The organism is Salinivibrio siamensis (assembly GCF_001996005.1).
Classification (GTDB): Bacteria; Pseudomonadota; Gammaproteobacteria; order Enterobacterales; family Vibrionaceae; genus Salinivibrio; species Salinivibrio siamensis.
Window position 1 is genome coordinate 88010 of sequence record NZ_MUFB01000012.1, and the last position, 26614, is coordinate 114623.

Annotated in this window: 26 protein-coding genes; 20 read left to right on the plus strand and 6 right to left on the minus strand. The window is 48.3% G+C overall.

The annotated features are described in order from the left end of the window. Positions 1-18: 18 nt before the first annotated feature. On the minus strand, positions 19-699 hold the full coding sequence (locus tag BZG73_RS08155; protein ID WP_131826188.1) for a hypothetical protein: 681 nt from the start codon (positions 697-699) through the stop codon (positions 19-21). Between the two features lie 364 nt (positions 700-1063). On the opposite strand from BZG73_RS08155, the gene BZG73_RS08160 reads away from it, so the two are divergent. The 17 genes from BZG73_RS08160 (at position 1064) to BZG73_RS08240 (ending at position 16840) form a co-directional block, all read left to right on the plus strand. After that, positions 1064-1465 carry a GFA family protein gene (locus tag BZG73_RS08160; protein WP_046075574.1) on the plus strand — a complete coding sequence of 134 codons (402 nt, stop codon included), beginning with the start codon at positions 1064-1066 and terminating at the stop codon, positions 1463-1465. Between the two features lie 12 nt (positions 1466-1477). Continuing rightward, the gene (locus BZG73_RS08165) at positions 1478-1996 is read left to right on the plus strand and encodes a GNAT family N-acetyltransferase (RefSeq protein ID WP_077668062.1); all 519 of its coding nucleotides are present in this window, start codon (positions 1478-1480) and stop codon (positions 1994-1996) included. Between the two features lie 185 nt (positions 1997-2181). Further along, positions 2182-2439 carry a glutathione S-transferase N-terminal domain-containing protein gene (locus tag BZG73_RS08170; RefSeq protein ID WP_025744429.1) on the plus strand — a complete coding sequence of 86 codons (258 nt, stop codon included), beginning with the start codon at positions 2182-2184 and terminating at the stop codon, positions 2437-2439. A gap of 9 nt (positions 2440-2448) precedes the next feature. Beyond that, the gene (locus tag BZG73_RS15955; RefSeq protein ID WP_201247894.1) at positions 2449-2802 is read left to right on the plus strand and encodes a hypothetical protein; all 354 of its coding nucleotides are present in this window, start codon (positions 2449-2451) and stop codon (positions 2800-2802) included. A 284-nt stretch (positions 2803-3086) separates the two neighbouring features. Beyond that, on the plus strand, positions 3087-3608 hold the full coding sequence (locus BZG73_RS08180) for an Hcp family type VI secretion system effector (RefSeq protein WP_077668064.1): 522 nt from the start codon (positions 3087-3089) through the stop codon (positions 3606-3608). A 37-nt stretch (positions 3609-3645) separates the two neighbouring features. Next, positions 3646-3804, plus strand: coding sequence for an Hcp family type VI secretion system effector (locus tag BZG73_RS08185; RefSeq protein WP_235606038.1), 159 nt, complete (start codon positions 3646-3648; stop codon positions 3802-3804). Between the two features lie 123 nt (positions 3805-3927). Next, positions 3928-6063 carry a type VI secretion system Vgr family protein gene (gene tssI, locus BZG73_RS08190; protein ID WP_077668065.1) on the plus strand — a complete coding sequence of 712 codons (2136 nt, stop codon included), beginning with the start codon at positions 3928-3930 and terminating at the stop codon, positions 6061-6063. 2 nt (positions 6064-6065) lie between these two features. Beyond that, positions 6066-6956 (plus strand): DUF4123 domain-containing protein, encoded by an 891-nt coding sequence (locus BZG73_RS08195; protein ID WP_077668066.1) that lies wholly within the window; start codon positions 6066-6068, stop codon positions 6954-6956. After that, entirely contained in the window at positions 6953-10234 is a 3282-nt protein-coding gene (locus BZG73_RS08200) for a T6SS effector BTH_I2691 family protein (protein ID WP_077668067.1), read from the plus strand. Before BZG73_RS08195 ends, BZG73_RS08200 begins: the two co-directional genes overlap by 4 nt. Continuing rightward, a complete protein-coding gene (locus BZG73_RS08205) occupies positions 10231-10968 on the plus strand; it encodes a hypothetical protein (protein WP_235606039.1) in 738 nt (245 codons plus the stop codon). Before BZG73_RS08200 ends, BZG73_RS08205 begins: the two co-directional genes overlap by 4 nt. A gap of 57 nt (positions 10969-11025) precedes the next feature. Continuing rightward, positions 11026-11757: a hypothetical protein gene (locus tag BZG73_RS08210; RefSeq protein WP_077668068.1), complete on the plus strand. Its 732-nt coding sequence runs from the start codon at positions 11026-11028 to the stop codon at positions 11755-11757. 53 nt (positions 11758-11810) lie between these two features. Continuing rightward, the gene (locus BZG73_RS08215; RefSeq protein ID WP_077668069.1) at positions 11811-12548 is read left to right on the plus strand and encodes a hypothetical protein; all 738 of its coding nucleotides are present in this window, start codon (positions 11811-11813) and stop codon (positions 12546-12548) included. Positions 12549-12596: 48 nt separating this feature from the next. After that, positions 12597-13331 carry a hypothetical protein gene (locus tag BZG73_RS08220; RefSeq protein WP_077667273.1) on the plus strand — a complete coding sequence of 245 codons (735 nt, stop codon included), beginning with the start codon at positions 12597-12599 and terminating at the stop codon, positions 13329-13331. A gap of 69 nt (positions 13332-13400) precedes the next feature. Further along, positions 13401-14135 (plus strand): hypothetical protein, encoded by a 735-nt coding sequence (locus tag BZG73_RS08225; RefSeq protein ID WP_077668070.1) that lies wholly within the window; start codon positions 13401-13403, stop codon positions 14133-14135. A gap of 57 nt (positions 14136-14192) precedes the next feature. Then, complete coding sequence (locus BZG73_RS08230) at positions 14193-14924, plus strand: hypothetical protein (RefSeq protein ID WP_077668071.1); 732 nt, start codon at positions 14193-14195, stop codon at positions 14922-14924. A 1-nt stretch (position 14925) separates the two neighbouring features. After that, positions 14926-15882, plus strand: coding sequence for a hypothetical protein (locus tag BZG73_RS08235; RefSeq protein WP_077668072.1), 957 nt, complete (start codon positions 14926-14928; stop codon positions 15880-15882). A 58-nt stretch (positions 15883-15940) separates the two neighbouring features. Then, positions 15941-16840, plus strand: coding sequence for a hypothetical protein (locus tag BZG73_RS08240; protein ID WP_235606040.1), 900 nt, complete (start codon positions 15941-15943; stop codon positions 16838-16840). Positions 16841-17250: 410 nt separating this feature from the next. Here the strand turns inward: BZG73_RS08240 and BZG73_RS08245 are convergent, their stop codons facing one another. Then, positions 17251-17814 carry a PhnA domain-containing protein gene (locus BZG73_RS08245; RefSeq protein WP_077668074.1) on the minus strand — a complete coding sequence of 188 codons (564 nt, stop codon included), beginning with the start codon at positions 17812-17814 and terminating at the stop codon, positions 17251-17253. 185 nt (positions 17815-17999) lie between these two features. Continuing rightward, a complete protein-coding gene (locus BZG73_RS08250; RefSeq protein WP_077668075.1) occupies positions 18000-19391 on the minus strand; it encodes an L-cystine transporter in 1392 nt (463 codons plus the stop codon). Between the two features lie 417 nt (positions 19392-19808). Between BZG73_RS08250 and BZG73_RS08255 the strand changes: the two genes are divergently transcribed. Both BZG73_RS08255 and BZG73_RS08260 read left to right on the plus strand, forming a co-directional pair. After that, complete coding sequence (locus BZG73_RS08255) at positions 19809-20399, plus strand: TetR/AcrR family transcriptional regulator (protein WP_077668088.1); 591 nt, start codon at positions 19809-19811, stop codon at positions 20397-20399. 91 nt (positions 20400-20490) lie between these two features. Continuing rightward, positions 20491-21396, plus strand: coding sequence for an alpha/beta hydrolase (locus BZG73_RS08260; RefSeq protein WP_077668076.1), 906 nt, complete (start codon positions 20491-20493; stop codon positions 21394-21396). 25 nt (positions 21397-21421) lie between these two features. Here the strand turns inward: BZG73_RS08260 and BZG73_RS08265 are convergent, their stop codons facing one another. Both BZG73_RS08265 and BZG73_RS08270 read right to left on the minus strand, forming a co-directional pair. Continuing rightward, positions 21422-22774, minus strand: coding sequence for a TldD/PmbA family protein (locus tag BZG73_RS08265; RefSeq protein ID WP_077668077.1), 1353 nt, complete (start codon positions 22772-22774; stop codon positions 21422-21424). Then, positions 22771-24159 carry a TldD/PmbA family protein gene (locus BZG73_RS08270; RefSeq protein WP_077479975.1) on the minus strand — a complete coding sequence of 463 codons (1389 nt, stop codon included), beginning with the start codon at positions 24157-24159 and terminating at the stop codon, positions 22771-22773. Before BZG73_RS08270 ends, BZG73_RS08265 begins: the two co-directional genes overlap by 4 nt. Before the next feature lie 211 nt (positions 24160-24370). Between BZG73_RS08270 and BZG73_RS08275 the strand changes: the two genes are divergently transcribed. Next, positions 24371-25345, plus strand: a complete 975-nt coding sequence (locus BZG73_RS08275; protein WP_077668078.1) for a CobW family GTP-binding protein — start codon at positions 24371-24373, stop codon at positions 25343-25345. Between the two features lie 93 nt (positions 25346-25438). Here the strand turns inward: BZG73_RS08275 and BZG73_RS08280 are convergent, their stop codons facing one another. Beyond that, positions 25439-26587: an acyl-CoA desaturase gene (locus BZG73_RS08280; RefSeq protein ID WP_077668079.1), complete on the minus strand. Its 1149-nt coding sequence runs from the start codon at positions 26585-26587 to the stop codon at positions 25439-25441. Positions 26588-26614 lie beyond the last annotated feature (27 nt).

Consider the following 26614-nt stretch of genomic DNA (forward strand, 5'->3'; position numbering starts at 1 on the left):
GTGAACGAAATTGAAGCGTTACTGAGCGGGTAAATCATGCTCCGCCGAGTGCGTGAGTGAGGCGGGAGTGGCAATATGGCCTGGCTTTACCGACTCTAACCAATAACCCAGTGCCGAGAGCCAAATGAGTGAGTATGCCACTAATTCTGTGCTTTCCTCGGCGATATTTTTAACGTCTCGCACATACATGGCTCCCATGGCTTGCTCCCACAGCTCGCCCATTCCAAATAAGCGTGAGTAAACCAGCAGTAGCCCCAATGCCACAATCAGCATCGTACTGCTTTTGGCACTCAGCGCATGGGCAAGGCTGGTGAATGTGTCACGGCCGTGTTTGATCGCTGGCCAAAGAGTTAATCCGGTGACCAACAATGCGGGTACCTTCCAGAAACCATGCATTACGATATCGAGTGTGGCATCGAGCTCACGGATCATCAGCACTAAGAAAAAACCACTCATAAGCTTTGCTGCGTGACCAAGCGTAGGGTTGAACTTGGCGACGCGGCGAAACGTGAATACGGTGAGGATCAGCAGGAGCAACTGTGAGAGCTCAATAAGTGAAGACTCTGATGCGACATTATGCGCGGCCACACTGTAATGAATAATGCCGGCAATACCGGCGAGATAGCACGCGACAGCAAAAAACTTGCCTGCCCCTTTGAGCACGGCACGAGCAGCACATGAAGATCGTGGTAGTGTCATATCACCCTCAACTTGATAAAAACGATCAGCCCGTCCGTAGATCTCGTCACGCATATGTGACCTTTATCCCAAATTTTATGACAATGATATTACGGGGCGCTTTCATAAACTGCAATAATTTATGTGACTAATGTCACTATATGTTCAAGGTGGCGTCAGGATTGTGAGCGTTTGCTCGTCAAGCGTCTAGTTGGATCGACGCAGTGTCAAAGTATTTACACTGTAAATACTTTGACGACGAGATAAGGAAACATCTTTGGCGCAGATTAACTGACAGTTATGCCTATGAAATCAAACATTTTAATTGTTTTTTACTAGGCAAGAGTAGACAATGAAGTCTGATACTTTAGATAGGGATATGCTCATGTCCACGCTCTCTGCTAGCTGCCTATGTGGTGGTGTCCGTCTTACATTGCCAGATACCTTCCTTTATATGGGTAATTGCCATTGCTCTGAATGTCGTAAATTCACCGGGGCAGATTATTCGTCAGTCGGTGGTATTGAGGCTGAAAAAGTGGCCGTTACCGCGGGCCAAGATCATCTTCGCTATTATGAAAAGAGTGCCGAAACGGTTCTCGCGTTTTGTGGGCACTGTGGGTCGAGTCTTTTCTCTCATAAAATCAATAAGGATGTGTTCAATATTCGTCTGGGAATTTTGGATACCGCCCCACAATGCGCGCCAAATTTTCACATTCACACGGCGTCGAAGGCACCATGGCATACGCCCAATGAGTCATTAAAACAGTTTGAACATGGGCCGGATTAATTCGGTCGTGTGATGCAGTTACTGATCCGCCCTCTTATCCTGGCTGATACGGACTTGTTGTTCCATTTTGAACAACAAAACCGTGCTTATTTTGAAACCTATATTGAATCGCGCGGTGAGGCGTTTTATCGCCGAGCAAGCGTTTATGATCACATCTGTGAATTACTTGCCTTACATCAGAAAGGACAACACGTATCGATGTTGATTACGGATGCCGAGGGCCAGCTTTTGGGACGGGTTAATATCAGCCAAATTGATGCGGTATCTGCATCAGGTTCGTTAGGGTATCGCATTGCAGAGCAACATACCGGGAAGGGGGTTGCCTCTCGAGCGGTAAAGTATGCGTTAGAGATCGCGCGCGAGCACGGACTTGTGACACTCAACGCCATGGCATCTACGACCAACATTGCATCACAAATGGTGTTAGAGCGGAATGGGTTTAACCTATGCGATAAAAAATTCAACGTGGCACACGTGGCTGGCGAAGTGATTGACTGTCTTTGTTACCGGAACACATTATCCAGTGTTTGAGTGATGAGCAAGCGACCTTGAGGTGATGGGTTAATCTCCATTATGCACTCGGTTGCTTATTTGGTGCCAATAAAACAGGCTAACGACTAGCGTTGGGACCAAGTTCAATGCCATCATTACGTGGAATGAATTCACACATATGGCGGCATTTGAAAATCCGCCCTGATGACCTAAAAGGAAACATAATGGCTGATTTGAACGGACTAAGCTTGTATCACAAAGAGCACTGCCCATTTTGCCATAAAGTGCGTGCAGTCATGACAGAGCTCAAGTTAGATATTCCGCTGGTGGATATGAACGCTAACGCCGAAGAATGGCAACGCCTACAGACCGAAGGCGGCAAAGGCATGGTGCCTTGTCTGCGTATTGACCAAGGCGGCGAAACACAGTGGATGTATGAATCGGACGACATTATTGAATACTTGCGTGACAACTTCGCGTAATTGAACCAGATGCTGGTTACGAGGGTCGTAGTTATCGATGCGACCTTCTTTTTAAGTATTATTACCTGTATGCCTGCCTCTCCGCCTTCTTCAACGCCCTGTGCACTGTGTCAGCACTCAAGGCCGCTGACCTTCCATCACTTGATCCCCAAAACTTGTCATAACAACAAATGGTTCACCAAGCGCTTTTCCCGACCTTACATGCGTGAGCAGGGTATTTGGGTATGTCGGCCTTGCCATGCTTTTATTCATCGCCAATTCAGTGAAAAACACCTGGGTCGCGTATTACACAGCCTCGACCTTTTACTCGCTGAGCCTGTGATCCAAGACTACATCCACTGGGCACGCAAACAGCGATCGTAACCAAGTAATAAGTGTGCGATGACCCACTAACAATGCCAAGTGGGTTCAAAAAAATAGCGATGAAAATGACAACACAAATACCAACTCGTTAGCCTGCTGGCTAAGCAACTTTTTGCTTGGCTTGGCAAGAAGTTGCTTGGCACGTGCAAAAAATTGGTCAGCCATATTATAAGGTGCTGATTTATAGCGATAAAAAACTTGGCATGCATTTCGCAGGATAAGATAGCGAACAGACACACCGCCACGGTGGCGATGTGTCTTCCATGACATACAAAGGAGCGATTATGCCAACGCCATGTTATATCTCGATTGAAGGTGAAACTCAGGGTTTGATTACTGCCGGTGCCTGCACCGCCGATTCTATCGGTGATGCGTTTGTGGAAGGGCACGAAGACGAGATGCTGGTACAACAGTTTAACCACAATGTGACCGTGCCGACGGACCCACAGTCAGGTCAACCGTCTGGCCAGCGTGTGCACAAGCCTTTCCAATTTACCGTTGCGCTCAACAAAGCGGTGCCATTGCTTTATAACGCACTGGCGTCAGGTGAGAAGATGTCAACGGTCGAGCTAAAATGGTACCGCACCTCGATTGAAGGCAAACAAGAAAACTTCTTTACCACCAAGCTGGAAAGTGCCTCGATTGTGGACATTCACTGCGAGATGCCCCATTGCCAAGACCCGGCGAAGTCAGACTTTACGCAGAACCTGACGGTGTCGATGTCTTACCGCAAAGTGACTTGGGACCACGTCAACGCAGGCACCTCAGGCTCAGACGACTGGCGCAAGCCTATACAAGAAAACTGAAAACTTCTTTACCACCAAGCTGGAAAGTGCCTCGATTGTGGACATTCACTGCGAGATGCCCCATTGCCAAGACCCGGCGAAGTCAGACTTTACGCAGAACCTGACGGTGTCGATGTCTTACCGCAAAGTGACTTGGGACCACGTCAACGCAGGCACCTCAGGCTCAGACGACTGGCGCAAGCCTATCGAAGCCTAATCTTTCATGGCGACATGAAGACACAAACAGCCTGCCTTTACGGGTGGGCTGTGGTGCGTTGAGCCAGACGGCAGGGTCTGGCTGAACGTATCAGGGTAAACAAGCAGGGCGAAGGATACACAGATGGCGACATTGCAAATAGCGTTAACCGTGGCGGGGCTMGAYCCGCAACCGTTCGTGGTGGTGGACTACCAAGGGGACGAGTGTCTCTCTCACCAAGCTGGCCTAAATGGCAACCCAGTGTATGGGTTCCAGTATGAGGTGGCACTGGCCAGCCGCCATACCGACATCACGCCAGAGCAAGTGGTCGACAAGCCGGTGCAGCTGACGCTGTGGCGCAACGGCGAGCTGGTCAAACGGGTGCAGGGCATCGCCAGTGCCTTTAGCCAAGGTGACATTGGTCATCACTTTACCCGCTACCGTTTAACCTTGGTGCCCGCCTTGTATCGCCTGTCGCTTCGCCAAAACAGTCGCACCTTCCAGCACCAAACCGTGCCAACTATTCTAGACACCCTGCTCACAGAAATGGGGGTGACGGAGGTTAGCTTCTCGCTAACCCGTGACTATGCCGAGCGYGAATACTGTGTCCAGCACCGTGAAAGTGACTTGGCGTTCTTCCACCGCTTAGCGGCAGAGGAAGGCTTGGTGTATCACCATGAGCACGATGCCAACACCCATACCCTAGTGGTGACCGATGCGCCCGACAGCTTGCCCCAGCTTGAGAGCCCGGTGCCCTATAACGCAATAAGCGGCGGACGCACCGATACCCCGTATATCGATGGCCTGACCCGCCACACCGCGGCGCAGCCTAGCCACACGGCGTTAAAAGACTACAGCTTTAAAAAGCCGCGCTACAGCTTCCAACAAGCCGCACAAGCCGATGGCATTGATTACCAGCGTACCGACAGCTACGAGCACTTTGACTTCCCGGGCCGTTTTAAAGACGACGCCACTGGACAGGCGTTTAACCAAACCCGCCTCGAGTACTTACGCCGTGAGGCCGAACATGCCAACGGCCAAAGCAATGAGCCGGCATTAMGAGCSGGCTATCGCTTTACCATCAGCGACCATCTGGATGAAAGTGTCAACCAAGCGTGGCAAGTGGTGCGGGTGCATCACCAAGGCAGCCAACCGCAAGCACTGGAAGAAGAGGGCGGMCAAGGGGCCACCACCTACAACAACCAGTTTATGCTTATCCCTGCTACTACCCCGTGGCGTGCCACCCCCACACCCAAACCTCAAGTGGATGGCCCYATGATAGGCACCGTGGTGGGACCGGATGGCGAAGAAATCTTTTGTGATGAACACGGGCGAGTGAAAGTCCACTTCCCGTGGGACCGTTATTCCAACGGCGATGACAAAAGCAGCTGCTGGATACGAGTGGCGCAAGGCTGGGCAGGCAGCCAATATGGCATGATGGCCATTCCCCGCATTGGCCATGAAGTGATAGTGTCCTTCTTACACGGTGACCCGGACCARCCGATTATCACCGGCCGCACGTATCACGCGACCAATGTGCCGCCCTATACCTTACCGGCACACAAAACCAAGACGGTTTGGCGCAGTGAGAGCCACCAAGGCGAGGGTTACAACGAGCTCACGTTCGAAGACCAATCGGGCAGTGAGCAAGTGTATTTACACGCACAAAAAGACTGGCACACCGAGGTAGAAAACGACCGTGTGACCGAGATAGGTCATGACAACCACCATCAGGTACACAACGACCACTTTCATCGTGTGATGGGTAATGCGCATCATACCGTGGAGGGTGAGAGTCGCACCCGTATTGGTGGTAACCACTCCAACCTCGTCAAAGCCAGTGAGCACTATAAAGTCGGTAAGGTTCATGCTGTAGATGCAGGGAGTGACATTCACCTAAAAACGGGCGCCAAACTGGTGATCGAAGCCGGTGCAGAAGTTACCTTAAGTGCCGGCGGTAGCTTTGTGAAAGTGGACGCAGCTGGCGTGCATGCTTCTGGTGCCTCAGTGAACCTAAACTCAGGCGGCAGTGCAGGCAGTGGCCCAGGCTTTAATGGCCAAATGGCCAAGCGTCCAAAAACCATCGACGCCTTAGCCGATCCCGAAGCCGCGCCACTCCCCGATATCCAAGCGGTTGATGTAATGACCACATCAGAAACACAGCAGGGGGCACCGACGCCATCGTGGGCGCCTAGAGCGACAGACGCTCAGCCATTAGCCTCTAAACGCCAAGCTGAGGCATTAAAAGGACAGTCTCCATTAAGTGAGGAGTGTGAATAGCCATGACAGTATTGGCTCACGACAATGTGTTCGCTAGCGTCCCTGACATGCAGCCGCAAGAGGGCCATCGTTTGTATTTGATGGTCGATGGCGGACAAATTGAAGACCTTGCGCAGCAAGTATATGGGTTAGAAGGAGAGTTAGACATTATGCCTGTCTATACGCAACCGCCTTATGACCAGCTGCTCGCGGTTTCCCCCTTTATCGTACGATTGACCGACGCAGTTTGGGCATGGTTTACCACGCTCAATCAACCTACCGCCGGATATGTATTCGCGTCTTCACACCCCGGGCTTGATGTAGCACATCAGTTACGGGACTTTATTCAAGTGCTGTCACCCTATGGCAGCAAAGTGTTCTTAAAGTTGGCGCACAGCGAATGCATTGATGCATTGCTTATCAATGATTTTGGTGGTTTTTGGTCCTTAATGTCTGCACTTTGGCTGCCGACGCGTGAAGGTTGGCAAGTTTATCATGCACCTGAGTCGGCCAAACCAGTCTCGTTGCCTTATCCACTCTCTGATCCGCAATGGAACGCGCTAGGTACAGTGGTGTGGCGCAATCAAATACAAAGCCTTAAACAACATATGCAAACTTACTTTCCTGAGCGTCTTGCCTCTCAATTAGAACCTGACCAATGGCTACAGACATGGGCAGAAACTGCGTATCGACAAGGGTTTCATACAGGGCAAGACCTGATGCAATTCTTTAATGTGTTAGGTTTTGTGGGGGAGCAAGCACTCGAAGTATCTGTGTATCCCGATATAAGCAATCTTGTTCTCAATCCATCGGCAATGACGCCTTCTCAACGCATTGAGCAAGCAGCCTTATTAGCAAAGCGTGAATCAGTGCAAGCCGAGTCTTACTTAGCGAATCAGCAGGAGCAGGTATGAGTGACCCAATCTCAGCGGCCAAATGTGCCAATAATCAAGATAGCCGCGATCCAACCGGGCCGTGTCCATTAAAAGGTGGCAGCGTTGGTTTTGTTCCTGTGCGTTATGCGTTCGATAATGGCTATGAGCAAGACGATCAAACTCCTAGATTTACTTTACCCAAAAAGTGGCAAGGCGAAGCGTGGATCGAGGCAGAGCATAGCCAGCGTACATTGCGTCAACTGAGGGACGGTTGGTTATATGTCTACGACCAAGATGCGGACCGCTTGGATGAATACCAAGTATCTGGCACCAAACTCATTAAAAAGCTGGATGATGACAGCGATGGCGAAACATCAAGCCGTTTAAACTATCCCGTTAAACACACGGTCTGTCTTGCGTTTTCACATCTACGCTGGACGGCGCGCCTAAAAACGCTGATGCAAGAAAAGGGTCAGCTGCGTAGTGCGTGGATGCGAGAGCTCGATCTTGATTATTATCGCGAGAACATGGCGCATCCACACACCGGGAGTTTAAAGCAACTCGGGCAAAGTGTGATTGATATTGGCGAGGAGTCCGCGCCGGCTGGGCTATTCACAAGTACGTGTACACCGCTTGATGAAATCGATGATCTAGAAACCGATGAACAAGACGATCAACAACACCAGCACGTTGCACACAAACCAGGTAGCACAGTCACTGACTACAAGGTGGATTTGGAGAAACCCAATGAAGGCTTTTTTGTGGCGCTGGATGATAGGTTGGCTGATGTGACCGATCTTTTCTTCCCACTGTCTACTGATGTTCAACAACTTGTAGGGTTGCAAGGGGATGAAGACACTACACACAAACTGCAAATGGCAGAGATCACTCGCGCGCTTGGCCGAGTGAAGCTACCTGAAGAGAAACTGCCTTCACATATCCGAAACAACCCCATCCAGGTGTTAGAATTTGAGCGAGATCTCAGCGAGTATGTGGCGCTGCAACAGCGTTCAAATCAGGTGGAAGGCACGACCAGCAACAGTGTTTACTATAATACAGATGACCCCATTACCGCCGAAGATAAACTCGCCAAAGAAACCTTAGATTTTTTGAGCGAATCAGCAAAGAACGCCAAATTGCAACTTGAGGATAAATATGACACTCAGGTTGATGAAAGCTTGGTAGAAGAGGCGAGCAGGCAGTCAATTTTTACCGATGAAGTGGATTGGGAAGCGCTAGATCAGTTTCTTTCTGACCACTATAGCCAGTTACAAGGTCTTGATGAGCGTATTGCCACTCGCTACAAAGACTTTATGCATGGCATCGAACAATTAAGCACCGATCCAGCCATTGTGGGTGTAGACAATCAAGACACGGATCATTTGGTGTATCTGCTGAGCTTAATAAGTCAATACTTGGTCGGCGTTAAACATGCGATAAACAATGAGGAAGCACACGCTGAACTGAATAAAGTTCTGGACTTTGATCAGCCTGCTAATCTCTTGGCGCTGGCGTCAGTAGGTTTCTCCAAAGACAATTGGCAAGCACTCAATGATGAAGTGCAGAAGATTGATCATCACTTTCTCGCCTTAGATAGCTCGGCAGACATGTCGGCACTGCTTGGCGCGATTGAGAGCTGGAACGGATTCACGGGCGATGTTCGTATCCAAGAGAAGGAGTGGTTTCAATCCTTCGCCGAGCCTGTGAAAAAAAGCTTTGCTGCGCTGCAGCATGCGGTATCAGGGGCGGCGGAACAGACGTGGCGAGCGATAACCAACCTGTTGTTTCCTAGCCAAATGAATACCACGCATAGCCCTTTAGGCATGATCAGTAATTTACGGTTAGTGATATTGGAGGCAATCGTTAATCCAGAAGCGATTGTTGCACACAACCCAGACTATCCGGCGCAAGTTTCGGCGTGGCAGCGAAAGGTGGATGCTGAAGTCGCGATGATTACACGTATCAGCCAACCTCCGGTAGGGCAACCGACCCCAAAAAATCACCAGATTAAGTCCATGCATGCAGCTCAGCAGAGGCTGCAGAAGCTGTTGAGTAGTGAGTTACCTCAAATGGTAACGCTGAAGTATCAAGCGGCGAATGATGCAGCGAAAAAAATGCTCAATCAAGCCATTGAGCGCATTTGGCAAAAAGGCGCACAAGTTGCTCAAACATCGTGGAACAAGCTCGGTAAAATGGGGGGCATTGTTGCGATCCTCAATATTTGGAATAGCGCATCAGTCTTGCATAATATTCGCTATAAAGCCGAGCAGCACCCAGAGACTAGCTTATGGGCAAACCCAGCACTAAGAGAGGCCACCTACTCGACCGCTTATGCGGTGTCCGCGATCTCGGCGGTTTGGCGAGATGCGTCATGGGAAAAAATGGTCGGGGATAAAAAGCTGTTAGAAAGAAGCTTGAGTGAAGCCTTGGAGAGGACTCCCAGTGTCTCAAAGGCAGCCACGTTGAAAACCTTTGCTAAAACCACAGCGATGGTTTCATTATTTGGCTTATTGGCAACGGGGCTAGAAACGTGGGAAAGTGGTGAAAAAGCCTGGGATTCAGACCATGCCCCAATGGAAAGGTTTGGTTATGGTTTAAAAGGTTTATCAACTTTCGCTCAAGTTATAGTTTTTTCTGCACAGTTAGGGGCCAATACATTAAGCCGACTTGGCATATTCAATATTAGTATAGGTGCGATCATTACTCGTTGGATGTTGACCACACTGATGGTGGCAGGTTTCGTATATCTGATAGCAGTTGTGGTCATTAATATTTTTAAACGCTCAGAGCTCGAAAAATGGTTGCTTCACTCTACCTGGGGGAGAAAACCGAGTCAGTGGGCGTACCTTGAAGAGCTAAAGCGTTTGGATCAAATTATTCATAAGCCTCAAATTCGACTGAATGTTATCCCTAATCGACAACTTATAGACGCTGGCACAGAACAGTGGCAATTAGAATTAACCCTGCCTGCGTTTACTCGGGATACAAAAATTGGTTTACAAATCACCCGTAAACCTAAAGACAAAAGCTATCACTATCGTGTCGCTGAGCCCAAATCTGCAGTGGTCGTCAATGAGCAAGGTGGTATATGGAGCACAGATGAAGCATCAGGAAGCCCTATCTACCGGCTAAATATGGGCGGTACCACTGACGATACCGTGGCGGTACTCATCAGTATGCCGTTTGCTTGGCAAGCATCAGAGAATGAGACGCTGGGCTATGTGGCTATCGGCAACTACCAAGGTAACCTAACCGTAAACCCAGCACCGAAAGACAAAGAACTTGCCAAGCGTACCATTGATGTGAGAATTGAATGATGAGTAATAGCGAAACTATAGATCCCATTGAAAAGAGGCTCTACGAGGTAGAAGTCCGCCACTATTGGGAACACAAAGGGTGGGGCGGAAAATTTGACCACCTTGGAATTTGGGGACTATCAATTTTTGCAGGGTTAACCCCTTTTTGCTTTCTATGGTTTGTAATCGACGAGCTCACGATAGACTCCATTGCGTTTTGGGGATTATTTTCTTTCATGACGATGATGGTATTAGTCTCAAGGTATCTTTTTTTTCCCGACAAGCATCGCTGTTACCACTTAACGCCTCTGGGTATTCATTACACAGAAAAAGACATGATCCCAGATGTTGCGTATCAAGTAGTGCGTGGTTTGGCATGGGTGGGTATTGTGGTCTGTATTATTGCTGCGTTTATACTTGGTCCTCTTGCCTTTGTTGGGGCAGGTGGTTTTGCGCTGATGTCGTTTGGGATGACGAATTTTCGTCCTAGTATAAACCGCTCTTACATATTGATTTCTGAGCGCACGGTTGTGTTTGACTTAGAGAATGATTGCGTATTGTCATTCGAAGCTCTAGAGCAGGATGTACATGCTTATGGTGGGAATGTATTCACCACAACACTCGACCAGAAGAAAGAGTTACTCTCCATATTACGCTCACTGTTCCCAAGTGTAGAATTAGTCAAGATACAAAGGTTTAAAGATAAGTATAAACACCCTGTTTATCATCAGGAGGAAGAGAAAGCGACCGAATAACTCACTTCAATTCTAAGAAAGCATATGACACGCACCATTGGAGTGAGAGTTAATTAAATGGTCTCTAATAAAAAAATCGAAGTACTTAAAGAGCAATTGTATAAGAGTAAAGTTGAATATTATTGGGGTTTTTCTGGTATTGCTGGGAAACATTCTAGTCTTATTAGATTGTTTATTGCTCTCTTTATTGGCTTATTTCTGCCTGTATTCTTGATGGTAGTTGAGGACACTCCGATATGGAGCTCTGGTTCTTTGTTTTGTTTTACATTAGCAACCATGGGTTTTTTAATGACGAGATATCTCTTTTTTCCTGACAAACATCGCTGTTATCATTTGACCTCATTGGGAATTCATTACACAGAGAAAGATGTGATCCCAGAGGCCGCTTACAAAGTCGTTCGTGGCATTTCTTGGGTGGGTATCGCAGTCTGTATTATTGCTGGGTTTATGCTAGGTCCTCTTGCCTTTGTTGGGGCAGGTGGTTTTGCCCTGATGTCGTTTGGGATGACGAACTTTCGCCCTAATGTAAACCATTCTTACATATTGATTTCTGAGCGTTCGGTTGTGTTTGACTTAGAGAGCGATGGAGTACTGTCATTCGAAGCTCTAGAGCAGGATGTGCATGCTTATGGTGGGAATGTATTCACCACAACACTCGACCAGAAGCAAGAGTTACTCTCAATATTACGCTCACTGTACCCAAGTGTAGAGTTAGTCAAGATACAAAGGTTTAAAGATAAGTATAAACATCCTTTCTATCATCAGGAGGAAGAGAGCGCGACCGAATAACTCACTTCAATTCGAAGAAAGCTAATGATACGCACCATTGGAGTGAGCATTGAATGATGAGTAATGGAGATAACACAGAGCTCCTCGAGGAGCAGCTTTACGCAGCTCAGGTTATTTATTCTTGGGAATCTATGGGGGCGGGTCTGAAACATGAAAATATGGTTAAATGGGGACTGTCGATATTTGCTGGAACATCATTTCTTTTGTTTCTTTGGTCAGTGCTCGAGAAGTTGACTGTCGACTCATTTGCTTTTTGGGTATTAAGTGGTTTTTTGACACTGATGATTTTTGCATCAAGATATTTGTTTCTACCCGATAAACATCGTTGTTATCAATTAACCAGTCTCGGTATTCATTACACAGAGAAAGACATGATCCCCGATGTTGCCTATCAGGTGGTGCGTGGTTTTGCGTGGGTGGGTATCGTGGTTTGTATTATTGCCGTGTTTGTGCTCGGTCCTCTCGCGTTTGTTGGCGCAGGTGGTTTTGCGCTGATGTCGTTTGGGATGACAAATTTTCGTCCTTCTATTGATAACCACTATATATTGATTTCTGAGCGTACGGTTGTGTTTGATTTAGAGAACGATGGGGTACTGTCATTCGAAGCTCTAGAGCAGGATGTGCATGCTTATGGTGGTAATGTATTCACCACAACACTCGACCAGAAGCAAGAGTTACTCTCCACATTGCGTTCACTTTTTCCACGTATCGAGTTCGTTAAGATAAAAAGGTTGAAGGATCAGTATAAACACCCTGTTTATCATCAGGAGGAAGAGAAAGCGACCGAATGACTCACTTCAATTCGGGATAGGGAATAATACGCACCATTGGAGTGAGCATTGAGTAATAGCGAAATTATAGATCCCATTGAAAAGAGGCTCTATGAGGTAGAAGTCCGCCACTATTGGGAACACAAAGGATGGGGCGGAAAATTTGACCATCTTGGAATTTGGAGACTATCAATTTTTGCAGGGCTAACCCCTTTTTGCTTTCTATGGTTTGTAATCGACGAGCTCACCATAGACTCCATTGCGTTTTGGGGATTATTTTCTTTCATGACGATGATGGTATTAGTCTCAAGGTACCTTTTTTTCCCCGACAAGCATCGCTGTTACCACTTAACGCCTCTGGGTATTCATTACACAGAAAAAGACATGATCCCCGATGTTGCGTATCAGGTGGTACGTGGTTTGGCGTGGGTGGGAATCGTCGTCTGTGTTATTACCGTGTTTGTGCTCGGTCCTTTTGCGTTTGTTGGGGCCGGTGGTTTTGCGTTGATGTCGTTTGGCATGACGAATTTTCGTCCTAATGTAAGCCACTCTTACATATTGATGGACGAACGAACTATTTTGTTTGACCTGATTAACGATAATGTGCTCTCTTTCACCATTCCAGAGAAAGAAAATCTAGAATATAAACGTCGTGTATATACTCAAACGTATGAAGAAAAACTCACCGTTATAAATCACTTATATACTCTTTTCCCTAATTTAGAAGTTATCAAAATCAATAGAGTAAATGATCAATATAAACATTCTATCTATCAGCAGGAAGAAGAGAGCGCTGCCGAATAGGACTGTTTTTAATAATTCACCTCCATTGGAGAAAATAATGATACGCACCATTGAAATTAGAGCAGGTGAATGAGCTATAAAAAACATATAGAGCCTCTAAAACAAAAGATTTATAATGAAAAAACAGTGCATTCTTGGGAATATAAAGGAGCCGGTTTCAAATATAATAATTTGTTAGATTGGATTTGGTCTATTTCATTCGCAGTGCTATTTCTACTTTTTCTTTGGTCTGTCATTGATGAGCTGACTGTTGATACGCCTGAGTTTTGGGTGTTGTTTTTTTTCATGGCAATGATGGTGTTGGTGTCAAGGTACCTTCTCTCACTTGATAAACACTATTGTTATCATTTGACCTCGCAGGGCGTTCATTACACAGAAAAAGACATGATCCCCGATGTTGTCTATCAAGTGGTGCGTGGGTTTGCATGGGTTGGTGTTGTGGTCTGTATTATTGCCGTGTTTACACTAGGTCCTCTTGCGTTTGTTGGGGCAGGTGGTTTTGCACTGATGTCGTTTGGGATGACAAACTTTCGCCCTAATGTAAACCACTCTTACATATTGATGGACGAACGAACTATTTTGTTTGACCTGATTAACGATAATGTGCTCTCTTTCACCATTCCAGAGAAAGATAATCTGGAATATAAACGTCGTGTATATACTCAAACGTATGAGGAAAAGCTCACCGTTGTAAACCACCTATATACTCTTTTCCCTAATCTAGAAGTTATCAAAATCAATAGGGCTAATGATCAATATAAACACCCTATCTATCAGCAGGAAGAAGAGAAAGCAGCCGAATAACCCACTTGAATTCGGAGAGAGCTAATTATATTCACCATTAAAGTGAGGATTAATTAAATGGCTTCTAATACAGAAACCGAAGTACTAAAAGAGCAATTGTATAAGAGTAAAGTTGAATATTATTGGGAGTTTTCTGGTATTGCTGGAAAACATTCTAGCCTCATTAGATTGGTTGTTGCTCTCTTTATTGGCTTCTTTCTACCTGTATTCTTGATGGTCGTTGAGGACACTCCGATATGGAGCTCTGGTTCTTTGTTTTGTTTTACATTAGCAACCATGGGTTTTTTAATGACGAGATATCTCTTTTTTCCTGACAAACATCGCTGTTATCACTTGACCTCATTGGGAATTCATTACACAGAGAAAGATGTGATCCCAGAGGCTGCTTACAAAGTCGTTCGCGGCATTTCTTGGGTGGGTATCGCAGTCTGTATTATTGCAGGGTTTATGCTAGGTCCTCTTGCGTTTGTTGGGGCTGGTGGGTTTGCGCTGATGTCATTTGGGATGACGAATTTTAGCCCTAAGATTGATAAGTATTGCATATTGATTTCTGAGCGCACGGTTGTGTTTGACTTAGAGAATGATGGTGTCTTATCGTTCGCTGTTCCCGAGAAAGGTGCGCATGCATACGGTGGTGATATATACACCATGACAGTCGACCAAAAGCAAGAGTTACTCTCTAAATTACACTCACTTTTTCCAAGTATCGAGTTCGTTAAGATAAAAAGGTTGAAAGAGCAGTATAAACACCCTGTTTATCAGCAAGAAGAAGAGAAAACGGCCGAATAGTATGACCTACAACACCGAGCAACTATCGCTACAACCCACAAAACCACCGCACGGTTTTTTGCAGCAGCTACTCACTAAGGGGAAAGTCTTCCCCTTTACCAAGGCAAATGACACCATTACTTTATCACTTGCTCGAGAAACATTACCATCTAAAATAAAAGAGACAGAAGGAAGTGAAAAGCCTTCATTCTGGACCGAAGAAAGCCTAGATAGTGAATCTTTATCAGGCTGGTCTCAACTTTACTTTTTAATGGTGGGACTGGCAAAAATACTATTAATTCTATTTTTGCCTTTGGCTTATTTAATATTGCTTTATCCACTATTATTTGGTTATGCAAGTTGGGATGCTAGGTGGGAGACTTGGTCAACAGGAACCTATGGCCTAACCCTTTATTTTACGCTTCCTTGCTTGCTTATATGGGGTCACTATAAGTTGGTATGTAAAGGCTATTATTTCCTAGCCCCTTTCTTAAAAAGCAAACGTGTTTACAGCTTAAACCGTCAGACCGGGATGGTGACCTTGTATAAGCGCGGAAATAAGGTTCGTTTTACGCATCCTTTTATTGAATTTGACTGTGTGTTGATGTCAGCACCGAGTCCGCAAGGCCATCTGAACTATAACTTAATGCTAGTTCATCGCTATCAGCCTTACTCTGTGGGCGTACCTATTAGTAACTTAATTGGCACCAACGAGCGTGTGGTGGAGTACCAGCGCTTGTGGAATATGATCCAGCGTTACATGGATGTGAGTCAACCGATGCCAGATCTGTTGGTATTAGAAGAAGCTCGAGCCAAAGACCCTGTAACTGCTGCCCATGATCAACAGACTGGCCGCGACCCGCGTTACTGGCGAAGTATGAGCGATGAAACCTACAAGAAGACGCTAGCGGAAATAGCAGAAGAACAAAAAACATCGCCCGCCACCGGCCCAAAGATCAATATCTTTGTGGATAGCTGACATGGTCTACAACACTGAGCAACTGTCGCTACAACCCTCAAAACCACCGCACGGTTTTTTGCAGCAGCTACTCACCAAGGGGAAAGTCTTCCCCTTTACCAAGGCAAATGACACCATTGCTTTATCACTTGCTCGAGAAACGATGCCAACGCAAGCAAAAGAGACAAAAGGGAATGGAAAGCCATCATTCTGGACTGAAGAAAGTCTAGACAGTGAGTCGTTATCAGGCTGGTCTCAACTATATTTTTTTATGGTAGGATTGGCAAAAATATTACTAGTTTTACTTCTGCCTTTGGCTTACTCAGTGTTTCTCTATCCATTATTATTTGGTTACGCAAGCTGGGATAAAAGATTGGATGATTGGTTAATGGTTTCCTACGGTTTAACCCTCTACTTCACGCTTCCTTGCTTGCTTATATGGGCCCATTATAAATTGGTATGTAAAGGCTATTATTTCCTAGCGCCTTTTTTAAAAAGAAAACCTGTTTATAGCTTAAACCGTCAAACAGGGATGGTGACCTTGTATAAGCGTGGCAATAAAGTACGCTTTACGCATCCTTTTATTGAATTTGATTGTGTGTTGATGTCAGCACCGAGTCCGCAAGGCCACCTGAACTACAATTTGATGTTAGTTCATCGCTATCAGCCTTACTCTGTGGGTGTACCTATTAGTAACTTAATTGGCACCAACGAGCGAGTGGTGGAGTACCAGCGCCTGTGGAATATGATCCAGCGTTACATGGATGTGAGTCAACCGATGCCAGATCTGTTGGTGTTAGAAGAAGCCCGAGCCAAAGACCCTGTAACTGCCGCCCATGATCAACAGACTGGCCGCGATCCGCGTTACTGGCGAGATATGAGCGATGACACCTACAAGAAGACGCTAGCGAAAATAGCCGAAAAACAAAAAACATCGCCCGCCACCGGTCCAAAGATCAACATCTTTGCGGATGATTAAGATGATTCAATAACTCGCTTCAGTTCGTAAAGAGTTGGCACTGATATAATGAATTTCAGCCAGCGGGTTATTACTCCTTTCCCACGAACCTATCCAACGCTTTCTCCGCACTCATGGGTTTGAAGAAATAGAAACCTTGAATTTCATCGACATGTCACATGGGCAACATGCGTCATTTGCGTAATTGAGAGGCGGTTTCTACGCCTACTGCTGCGGCTGTCAGTCMAAAGAGGAAGGTGGCGAATGCCATGGTTTGAAAATAGGCGAAGGGCTGCCAATGTTCAATCTATTGGGTTTGATGGTGAGGAAGGCGTAACGTTTTACAGTGTAAACTGTGCGGAAGCGTGATTAACGCGGCGCCGCCAGGACGCCGCTTGTGGGCTAAGATGACCCATCAATTGCTTTGAGGCTCATTTACGGCGGCAGAATTCTGCAATCACAAACAGGGTTTGGCCGTTTACTTTTCCTTGCACATGAGTAGGATCATCGGTCAAGTTAATGCCGCGTATCACCGTGCCTTGTTTGATCACTTGGCTTGAGCCTTTAACGGGCAAATCTTTAATCACGGTCACGTCGTCGCCTTTTTGCAGTGTCACGCCGTTAGCGTCCAATACTTTGACTTCTTCGATATCTTGACCGGTTTCTGCCCACTTACGGACATCGTCTTCCATATATATCATATCAAGATTATCTTGCGCCCAACTTTCGCTAGAAAGGCGAGAGAGCTGGCGATAGGCAACTACCTGTACCGCAGGCTCTTGGCTCCACATAGTATCGTTCAGGCAGCGCCAGTGGTTCACATCCATATTGTCTGGGTGTTGAAGTTGGTCGTGACACGTGCTGCAAACCAATACGCAACTGTTCGCTGTGGTGTCGGGCGAGTACGGGACTTCATACACAGATAAGTTGTCTTGGCTGGTGCAGAGTTCACATTGGCCGCCACTGCGCGCCTGAAGCGTTTGTTCAATACTCATTGATTATCTCACGGTTGGCAGGGGATCCCTGCAGTTACAGTGCCGCAGAGTGTAATCGCTGAAATAATTTCTTACAAGTTGTAAGGGATTAGGTCATCGCATGACGTTGCTTTATGTAGGCTCAGTACGAACACAAAAATGCCACGCGTGGGCGTGGCATCAGTCATGTTTATTGTTTTCAGTAGTTAGGCTTTTGCCGTTTCTTGTTTCACCACCTCATGGTGATCGAAGATGGATTTATCTTGGCCACCGGTTAAACGCGAGGTGAGGGTGCCGGCCGTCATAGAGCCGCTCACATTCACAGCAGTACGGCCCATATCAATCAAAGGTTCGATAGAAATGAGCAGGCCTGCAAGCGCGACTGGCATATCCAGTGCCGAGAGTACAATCAGTGCCGCAAAGGTCGCGCCGCCGCCCACACCGGCAATACCGAATGAACTGACAGTGACAATCGCAACCAAGGTGGCGATAAAGCCCGGATCGAGTGGATTAATGCCAATGGTAGGTGCAATCATGACCGCCAGCATAGCTGGATACARGCCGGCACAGCCATTTTGACCCATGGTGGCACCGAATGACGCTGAGAAATTGGCGCTGGCCGGATCGTTACCCAAGTTCTTCATTTGCGAATCGATATTGAGCGGAATCGTGGCCGCGCTTGAGCGAGACGTAAAGGCAAACGTCAGCACAGGGAGCACTTTTTTGAGATATTGAATTGGGCTCATACCGACAAGGCCAATCAATACCAAGTGCATGACTAGGATGGCACCTAAGCCTACATAAGAGGCGGCAACAAAGTTGGCAAGTTCAAGAATTTCACTTACGTTTGAGCCAGCTACCACTTTGCTCATCAAAGCTAAAATACCGTAGGGAGTGAGGCCGATGATCATTCGAACCAACGTACGCACTAATTCTTGAGCCACATCCATAAAGCGCTCAAAACGCTCGCCAAGCTCAGGTTGAGTGCGCGACAATGTGACACCAGCGATACCCACGAGCGCAGAGAAAATCACCACAGCGATAGTCGAGGTTGGACGGCTACCGGCTAAATCTGCAAATGGGTTTTGTGGGAAGAAAGAGATAATCATATCAGCTAGTGATAAGTCTTCGACCGAGCCCAAGCGCTGCTCCAAGGCGGCACCACGCGCCATCTCTCGCGCACCTTGTACGATATCTTGCGCAGACAACCCAAATAGGTTGCTGACGAGTACACCAATGAGCGCAGACGCGGCGGTGGTGGCCAGCAAAATACCGATATTCAAGCTGGAAATTTTACCCAGTGAGCCTGAGTCTTTCACTTTCAAAATCGCGCCAATAATCGACACCGTAATTAACGGCATGATGATCATCTTGAGTAGGCTGACGTAGCCTGAGCCGACGATATTGATATAGTTGATGGTTTCGCGCGTGATCGCGCCGTCAGCACCGTATAACGCTTGCAGCGCCGCACCGAAGGCAACCCCCAAGCCGAGGCCTGTAAACACACGTGTGGATAAGGATTTTTGTTGCTTGTGCAATTTGACAAGCACCGCCAGCAACAGCGCAAAAGCGATCAGATTTAAAAGGATAACTGTCATAGTCGGCGTTCCAATCTAGAGAATTATAATGACGTGAAGCTCTAACCCCGTTAAATGTATTCAAGGATTAGCGATTGCTTGGCATCATATGCCGGAAGGTGCATGCAATGAAGACCTATGTCACATTCTTGCTAGATAAAAAAAGCACTTATTAAAACCAAAAAGAATATGGCGCAAAATTTCATCAATATTTGCTGAGTCAGTGTGCAATAGCATGAAAGGTCTACCAATGTTGGAGACGATGACACGGTTGGAGCGAATCTCAATTGGATAAAAACGAACGTTCGTACTATAAATGAAGGCATCGTTGGGGTAAGGTGAACCGACTGCGCCACTGTTATCAATAGATAGTGGCGTATCAACTCGGCTGCTTTGAGGGAGAGTGTCATGGCCGTTTCCGCAGACTCAACATACTCGCTGTCTAAGCGCGAGCAAACGAGATTGCGTATTCTCGAAGCCGCGTTTGAAGCTGCCAGTGTATATGGGTTGGAGAGCTTAACGATAGGTAGTTTGGCGCGCGACGTGCAAATGTCAAAAAGTGGTCTCTTTGCGCATTTTAATTCGCGAGAAAACTTGCAGATCGCCGTGGTCCATTTTGCGGGCGATTGCTTTGTCGAGCGGGTGATCACCCCGAGCCGTGAAGCGGACCACGTGAGTATTGAAGCCAAATTACAACACTTACTGCGTAATTGGATGGGTTGGCATCAGCACTTTCAGGGTCAGTGCTTGTTCTTAGATGCGTGGCATGAGCAGCGCGCGAGCAATGATCCCATCCACCAAGCGTTGCAGCACGTTACCCGTCAGTGGCTCGACTACCTGGCCGCACAATTTGAAAAGGGCAAACATGTCGGCGAATTTCGCGCCGACCTTGATACCTGGCAGGCTGTGTATCAGTTGTATGGGCACTATTTAAGCAGCCAGTTATTTCTGCGCTTGTCACTCGAATCGCCGGAAGGGACACGTTTTTGGCATGGTGTGGAGCAATTGCTCGCGCAAAGCCGCCGCTAATTACCCAATAAGATGAAGAGGGTAGCGAAAACAACGAGGTTGTTTTTTAGCGTAAAAACGAACACTCGTTCGATTTAAGGATCCAATGACTATGAGTAAAAAAGTGTATTTTTCAACGCCAGGCCGGTTTAGCGTTAAACGCTCTCTGGTAGGAGCGGTAAGCCGTTGTCATCATCGTTTGGCACCTCGTCATGCCAAGAAAGTGGCGCGTAAGCTCTTCCTCACTCCCACTCGTAGCCCAATGGTGAACCCAGAGCCAGAGGGTTTGGTGCACTCTCAAGTGCAAAGCCAAGCAGGGCTCTTGCAAATGTATAGTTTGGGTGCGGGGCCAACTTGGCTGCTGACGCATGGCTGGTCTGGATCCGCTAGCCAGTTTTTCCCTCTGATGGCGCACATTGCCTCATTGGGCTTTCGTGCGGTGGCATTCGATCATCCCGCACATGGACAGAGTGAGGGAAATGAGAGCCATATTCCCGGCTTTGTGCAGGCGATCAATGATGTATTAGATCAAGTCGATAATGTCTCTGGGGTGATTGCGCACAGTATGGGCGCTGCCGCGGTGTTGGAAAGCGAACACCCCCAGGTGGATGATTTACCGCTCTTTTTGGTCGCCCCCGTGTTGAATTATCGCGAGAATTTATACGCCACGGTCCGTAAATCGGGGTATTCACTGAAGTTATTTGATGAAATTGTCCAAGAAGTAGGCGATCAGCACGGGTATCCGATCGAGACCATTGAGCCGCTCGAAAAATTGTCGCGTCGCCGTCATCCGGTGGTGATTGCTCACGACAAAAACGACCGGTTTGCCTCCTTCGCCGTCACTGAGCGAGCAACTAGCTACCCGCATGTGACTGTGCTAGCTACCGAAGGGTTAGGGCATGGGCGTATTCTGACCAGTGACGTCGCCATGCAGGCATTCACCGATTTGGCGGCAAAGATGAATCCTGCGGTACACAGTGTGGAAGCACAAACCGAGAATAAAAAGGCATCAGCCTAAACCGATGCCTTTAGAAGATGCGCCGTTATTCACCCGCGATGGATAAGCGGGCGAAGCGGATGCGTGGCGCAAAGAAGGCGCCATCATAGTTGGGTAACACGGTATTGCCGATGGCATCTATCTCATTGAGCATGGTATAGAAATTGCCGGCGACTGTGATCCCGCGAACCGGACGAACCCGTTTCCCATTTCGGCAGACAAACCCACTTGCACCGAAAGAGAAGTCGCCACTGATGGCATTAGCGCCTGAATGCACACCTTGCAGTGACGCTAACTCAAGATATTCACCGGCATGCACGTCTGCATCACTGTGTTTACCTGCGGCAATCACATCATGACGAGAAGTGACATCCAAACCGCCTTTGGGGCTGCGGCCCGCGTTAGCCGTATGGGGAACACCAAAATGCTGCGCCGTGGCGCTGTTGTGTAAAAAGCCGACTAAGACGCCGTTTTCAATCAAAGGCGTGTCGGCGGTGGCAAAGCCTTCGCTATCAAAGGCTTTAATACGCATCCCGCCATCAAGTCTTGCCACATCGGTGATGGTGAGCGCCGTATCTGCAACGGGCTTGCCGACTTTTTCATGCCACGGATTAGTCCCGCGCTTGGCCGCATCGCCGGAGAAGCAGCTGCCAAAGGCGCCCAGCAATTCGCTGAGACAATCATGCTCAAAAATCACCGGATACGAACCGGTTTTCACTGGGCCACCCTCGAGCAAGGCGTCAGCGGTTTGGTAGGCCAGTTGAGTTGCATGGGCGCGATCAAGATCAGCAAAGCGGCGTGACACTGAGGCGCCGAGATGCATCGCTTGCTTACCGTCGTGATTGAGCAGTGCTGCGGTGTAGCAACTAAAGCTACGCTCACTGTGATAGCAGCGTGTGCCTAGAGTATTAGCAAGCAACTGATATTGGGTTTGCTCACTGTACCCATTGTAGGGCGCCCCCGTTGCGCGGGGTTGGCTGACCACATCTTGCTCAAGGGCGAGCGCCAACGCGATCTTGTCTTCAATCGGGGTGTTATCTGCTTGCAGCAAGCTGGGATCTTGCTGATCAATTTGCTGCCCTTCAGCGCGAATTTGCTGATCCGGGTCGGCTTTGGTAAAGCTTGCGTTGGTGAGTGCGGCGTTCACCATGCTGGCAAGACTATCGCTATCTAGCGATTCTGAATAGCTGGTGGCGACTTGATCCCCTTTGATCACCCGCACGCCGATCACTTGACCGGCGGTGACTTTGTGCTCGGAGAGATCGCCTTGGTCGGCTTTGAGTGACAAGCTTTCGCTGGCGTTGGCAATCACGTCTGCTTGCGCACCTTGCTGTTTCACCAAGCTGAGGACCTGATCGACGGCATCGCTTAGGGTTGCTTTAATGATTTGCTCACTCATGCGTTACCGCCTCCTACTAGGATATTATCGACTTTCAATGCAGGTTGGCCCACGGTGGTGGGGACTGAGCCGCTTACCGAACCACACATACCGGCGGCAAGGGCAAGATCTTTGCCGACCATGCTGATTTCTTTAAGCACCTTAGGCCCCGTACTGATTAAGGTGGCAGACTTGAGTGGCACAGTGATCTTACCGTCTTCGACCAAGTAAGCTTCTTGGACCGCAAAGTTAAACTCGCCGGTGCCGGGTTGTACTGAGCCGCCCCCCATCTTCTTGGCGTAGATGCCACGCTCCATGGAGCCAATCATGGCGTCTAAGCTGTCGTTGCCGGGCTCAATAAAGGTGTTTCGCATCCGCGAGGTCGGTGCGAATTTATAAGACTCACGTCGGCCAGAGCCGGTGCGCGCATAACCGGTTTTCAGGCTGCCCATGTGATCGACCATAAAGGAGGTGAGCTTACCGTCTTTGATCAACTGGGTATGCTGGGTTTCCATGCCTTCATCATCGATATTGATTGAGCCCCATGCATTCGCCAAGGTGCCATCGTCCACCGCGCTCACCACAGGGCTTGCAATCATTTCGCCCATTTGGTCATGGAAGACGGAAGCTTGCTTAGCAACCGAGGTGGTTTCTAACAAGTGGCCACAGGCTTCGTGGAAAATCACCCCACCAAAGCCGTTGCCAATCACCACCGGCATTTCGCCCGATGGGCAGGCTTGGGCACCGAGTTTAACCAGCGCTTGTCGTGCGACACGCTCGCCAAGCTCAACCGGATCGATATCCTGATGGAATTCCCAGCCTGTGAGTGCACCGGGAGCATCAAAGCCCGTTGACTGTTCCTCACCGTTAGTTGCGACCGCTGTAGCGGCAATACGCGTGTAGTGGCGGGTATCTGTGACATGCAGGCCATGAGAGTTAAAAATCTCGACCTGTTGCTCACGTTGGCCGACTCGGCCAATAATTTGCGCGATTTTATCGCTCTCGGCACGAATGCGCGCATCCACTTGGCGTAAGAACGCCACCTTATCGGCCACATGTTGATCTGCCGATAACGGCTCAGACACCGGATGTTTGTCATTTAAATGGGACAAATTGAGCGGCCCAGCGGTGGCGATTTGATCGCGCTTATCACGCGCACACAGCAAGCTGGTGACTTTTTTCAATTGTTCTTCATCGCGGCTGTTGGTATAGCCATAAAGCACTTTGTGGCCGAAAAACAACCGGATACCAATACCAAAATCAATCCCTGAGCTCACTTTATCCACCTCACCAGACAACAGCTCTACGTTGCCTGAGTGATGGCGTTCGACAAAGAGTTCGGCGAAATCCGCGCCTAAAAACAGGGCATGGTCAATCACCGACTTTGCCGTTGATGGATTCAGCATACTTCCTCCTAAGAAGTGTGTTAGCGAACTCTTCATTCTACCAAGCTTTTATTGGTAATGATCACCACTTGCAGTGAGTGCATGATATTTCATCATTTTTTGTGCTACTCACTGAGCTGCATATGGCTGGTTCAATGTGCTTTACCAAAAGGCGACGAGTGTGGCGCAATCCGTTACACTACGCCGATACAAGTAACGAACGGATAGAATCATGAGTCAGATCGCAGCCAATATTATCACTGGGTTTCTTGGCGTGGGGAAAACCACGGCGATTCGTCATTTACTCGCGAATAAACCCGAGCATGAGCGTTGGGCTATCTTGGTGAACGAGTTTGGCGAGGTAGGTGTCGATGGCGCGATCCTCTCTGAACAAGGTGCGCTGGTAAAGGAAGTGCCGGGAGGATGCATGTGTTGTGTGGCCGGCCTACCCATGACGGTGGGGCTAAATACCTTGCTTGCTGAGAAGCCGGATCGGATTTTGATTGAACCGACGGGACTCGGTCATCCCAAAGACATTATCGGTAAGCTGACTCAACCGCCTTTCGATACTTCTTTGTCGCTGGGCGCGACCATTACTTTGGTGGATCCGCGTTGTATTGATGATGTGCGCTATCGTGAAAATCAAAACTTTCATGATCAAATCGCGCTCGCAGATGTGGTGGTGGCAAACAAGCTTGACCAGTGTAGCGAGGCGCAAATCGCCACCTTTTATGATTATGTCGCCGCGTTTGATGGCGAGAAAAGCTTGGTAACCGGCGTTGAACAAGGGGCGCTCGAGACCGCGTGGCTTGCGTTACCGCGTCACGCTCGTCAAGCGCACTATCATCACCATCACAACGATGCCGAGCCCATGACTACATTAGCTCTGGGTCCGGACGATACCTATACCCGCAAAGAAAACCAAGGGCAGGGCTATGTCAGCTGCGGTTGGTTGTTTGCCGCGCACTGTTGTTTTCCGTTTGATGCCTTGTACGGGCTATTGAGTAACATCAATGCTCAACGGATTAAAGCGGTGGTCAATACCGACGAGGGTTTTTACGCGTTTAACGTCGCTAATCAGGTGGTTACCGTAACGCCTATGTCGATTGAACAGGCCGAGTCGCGCATCGAAGTGATCGATACCGACGCCTTACCTTGGGATGAGCTGGAGTCGATCCTGCTTTCTTTTGTTACTCCTTCCCACTAACTGGCATCAACAGACCCTTGCCAGCGGCGCGTCCTTGCCAGATAAAAAACCGGCCCAAGTGGCCGGTTTGTTGTTTGCTGAAACGGGTCGCGTTTAGCTGGCATATTTAGCGGTGAGCACCTGCCAGCTACGTTTTTGTTGCTGAAAACGCACTTTCAGATCTTTGTACTGTTGCGCGAGCTCGGCGTTTTCGACTTTTTCGCGCAGCTTGTCACGCTCGAGCGCTAACAGCTGTTTTTTCAGCGTGTAGTAGTCCGCCATTTTAGTCACCAAGGCATCATACTCTTGTTGCAGGATTTGCAGACGATGCGATGCGTGTGGCTTGTCACTAAGCTGTTGTGTAACGCGCTGCAATTGCATGGTCGCACGCGCCTTTTCAATCTTCTCTTCGGGGGTTACGCGCAGTTTTTCGGCCAGGCCCAACCAAGATGCGGTTTTGATCAGCCATTTAGTCGGATCAAATTGCCACCAGCGAATGCCATTGCGGTAGTCGTTCTCAAAGATATGGTGAAAGTTATGGTAGCCCTCGCCAAAGGTCATCAAGGCTAGCACGCCATTATCCCGCGCGGTGTTTTTATCGGTATAAGGCTGGCTGCCCCACACATGCGCCAACGAGTTAATGAAAAAGGTGGTGTGGTGGCTTAGCACTAATCGAGTAAAGCCGACCAGTAAGACAGCGCCCCAAAGATCGCCATGGAGCAAACCAAACGCGATAGGGAAGCCAAAGTTGGTGGCCAGTGTCAGCGCAAGGTAGTGCTTGTGTTGCCACATCACGATCTTATCTTTTTGCAGATCGCGACAGTTGCTGTAATCGCCATAGCGGTTGGGATGGTATTCGCGCAGCATCCAGCCAAGGTGTGAGAACCAAAAGCCGCGCTTGGCCGAATAAGGGTCAACATCGTTGTCATCGACATGGCGGTGGTGAATGCGGTGATCTGACGACCRATGAAGTGCACTGTTTTGCAGCGCAAATGCCCCACCAATGGCGAAGATAAAGCGCAGAGCCGGATGGGCCTGATAGGTTTTGTGGGCCCACAACCGGTGATAGCCGGCGGTGATCGACAGGCCACAAAAGCTGAATGTGACGATCAGCGCAGTGATCTGCATCCAATCAAAACCATGGTGCCATGCCCATAGTGGCGTTCCTATCACCGCAATCAAAAAAGTGAGGGTAAACACGCTAATGTTTAACCAGATTAAGCGTGGTTTCTGAGGGGGAGAGGTTGAAGCCTTGGTATCCATAACTCGTTATCTTTATTCTAGCGTACA

Excerpts from the sequence above, each read along its gene's own strand:
- BZG73_RS08160 (WP_046075574.1), top strand. The coding sequence starts at position 1,064 with ATGTCCACGCTCTCTGCTAGCTGCCTATGTGGTGGTGTCCGTCTTACA.
- BZG73_RS08225 (WP_077668070.1), top strand. The coding sequence starts at position 13,401 with ATGAGCTATAAAAAACATATAGAGCCTCTAAAACAAAAGATTTATAAT.
- BZG73_RS08165 (WP_077668062.1), top strand. The coding sequence starts at position 1,478 with ATGCAGTTACTGATCCGCCCTCTTATCCTGGCTGATACGGACTTGTTG.
- BZG73_RS08200 (WP_077668067.1), top strand. The coding sequence starts at position 6,953 with ATGAGTGACCCAATCTCAGCGGCCAAATGTGCCAATAATCAAGATAGC.
- BZG73_RS08155 (WP_131826188.1), bottom strand. The coding sequence starts at position 699 with ATGACACTACCACGATCTTCATGTGCTGCTCGTGCCGTGCTCAAAGGG.
- BZG73_RS08205 (WP_235606039.1), top strand. The coding sequence starts at position 10,231 with ATGATGAGTAATAGCGAAACTATAGATCCCATTGAAAAGAGGCTCTAC.
- BZG73_RS08170 (WP_025744429.1), top strand. The coding sequence starts at position 2,182 with ATGGCTGATTTGAACGGACTAAGCTTGTATCACAAAGAGCACTGCCCA.
- BZG73_RS15955 (WP_201247894.1), top strand. The coding sequence starts at position 2,449 with ATGCTGGTTACGAGGGTCGTAGTTATCGATGCGACCTTCTTTTTAAGT.
- BZG73_RS08195 (WP_077668066.1), top strand. The coding sequence starts at position 6,066 with ATGACAGTATTGGCTCACGACAATGTGTTCGCTAGCGTCCCTGACATG.
- BZG73_RS08230 (WP_077668071.1), top strand. The coding sequence starts at position 14,193 with ATGGCTTCTAATACAGAAACCGAAGTACTAAAAGAGCAATTGTATAAG.
- BZG73_RS08235 (WP_077668072.1), top strand. The coding sequence starts at position 14,926 with ATGACCTACAACACCGAGCAACTATCGCTACAACCCACAAAACCACCG.
- BZG73_RS08245 (WP_077668074.1), bottom strand. The coding sequence starts at position 17,814 with ATGAGTATTGAACAAACGCTTCAGGCGCGCAGTGGCGGCCAATGTGAA.
- BZG73_RS08260 (WP_077668076.1), top strand. The coding sequence starts at position 20,491 with ATGAGTAAAAAAGTGTATTTTTCAACGCCAGGCCGGTTTAGCGTTAAA.
- BZG73_RS08265 (WP_077668077.1), bottom strand. The coding sequence starts at position 22,774 with ATGAGTGAGCAAATCATTAAAGCAACCCTAAGCGATGCCGTCGATCAG.
- BZG73_RS08275 (WP_077668078.1), top strand. The coding sequence starts at position 24,371 with ATGAGTCAGATCGCAGCCAATATTATCACTGGGTTTCTTGGCGTGGGG.
- BZG73_RS08215 (WP_077668069.1), top strand. The coding sequence starts at position 11,811 with ATGATGAGTAATGGAGATAACACAGAGCTCCTCGAGGAGCAGCTTTAC.
- BZG73_RS08210 (WP_077668068.1), top strand. The coding sequence starts at position 11,026 with ATGGTCTCTAATAAAAAAATCGAAGTACTTAAAGAGCAATTGTATAAG.
- BZG73_RS08180 (WP_077668064.1), top strand. The coding sequence starts at position 3,087 with ATGCCAACGCCATGTTATATCTCGATTGAAGGTGAAACTCAGGGTTTG.
- BZG73_RS08270 (WP_077479975.1), bottom strand. The coding sequence starts at position 24,159 with ATGCTGAATCCATCAACGGCAAAGTCGGTGATTGACCATGCCCTGTTT.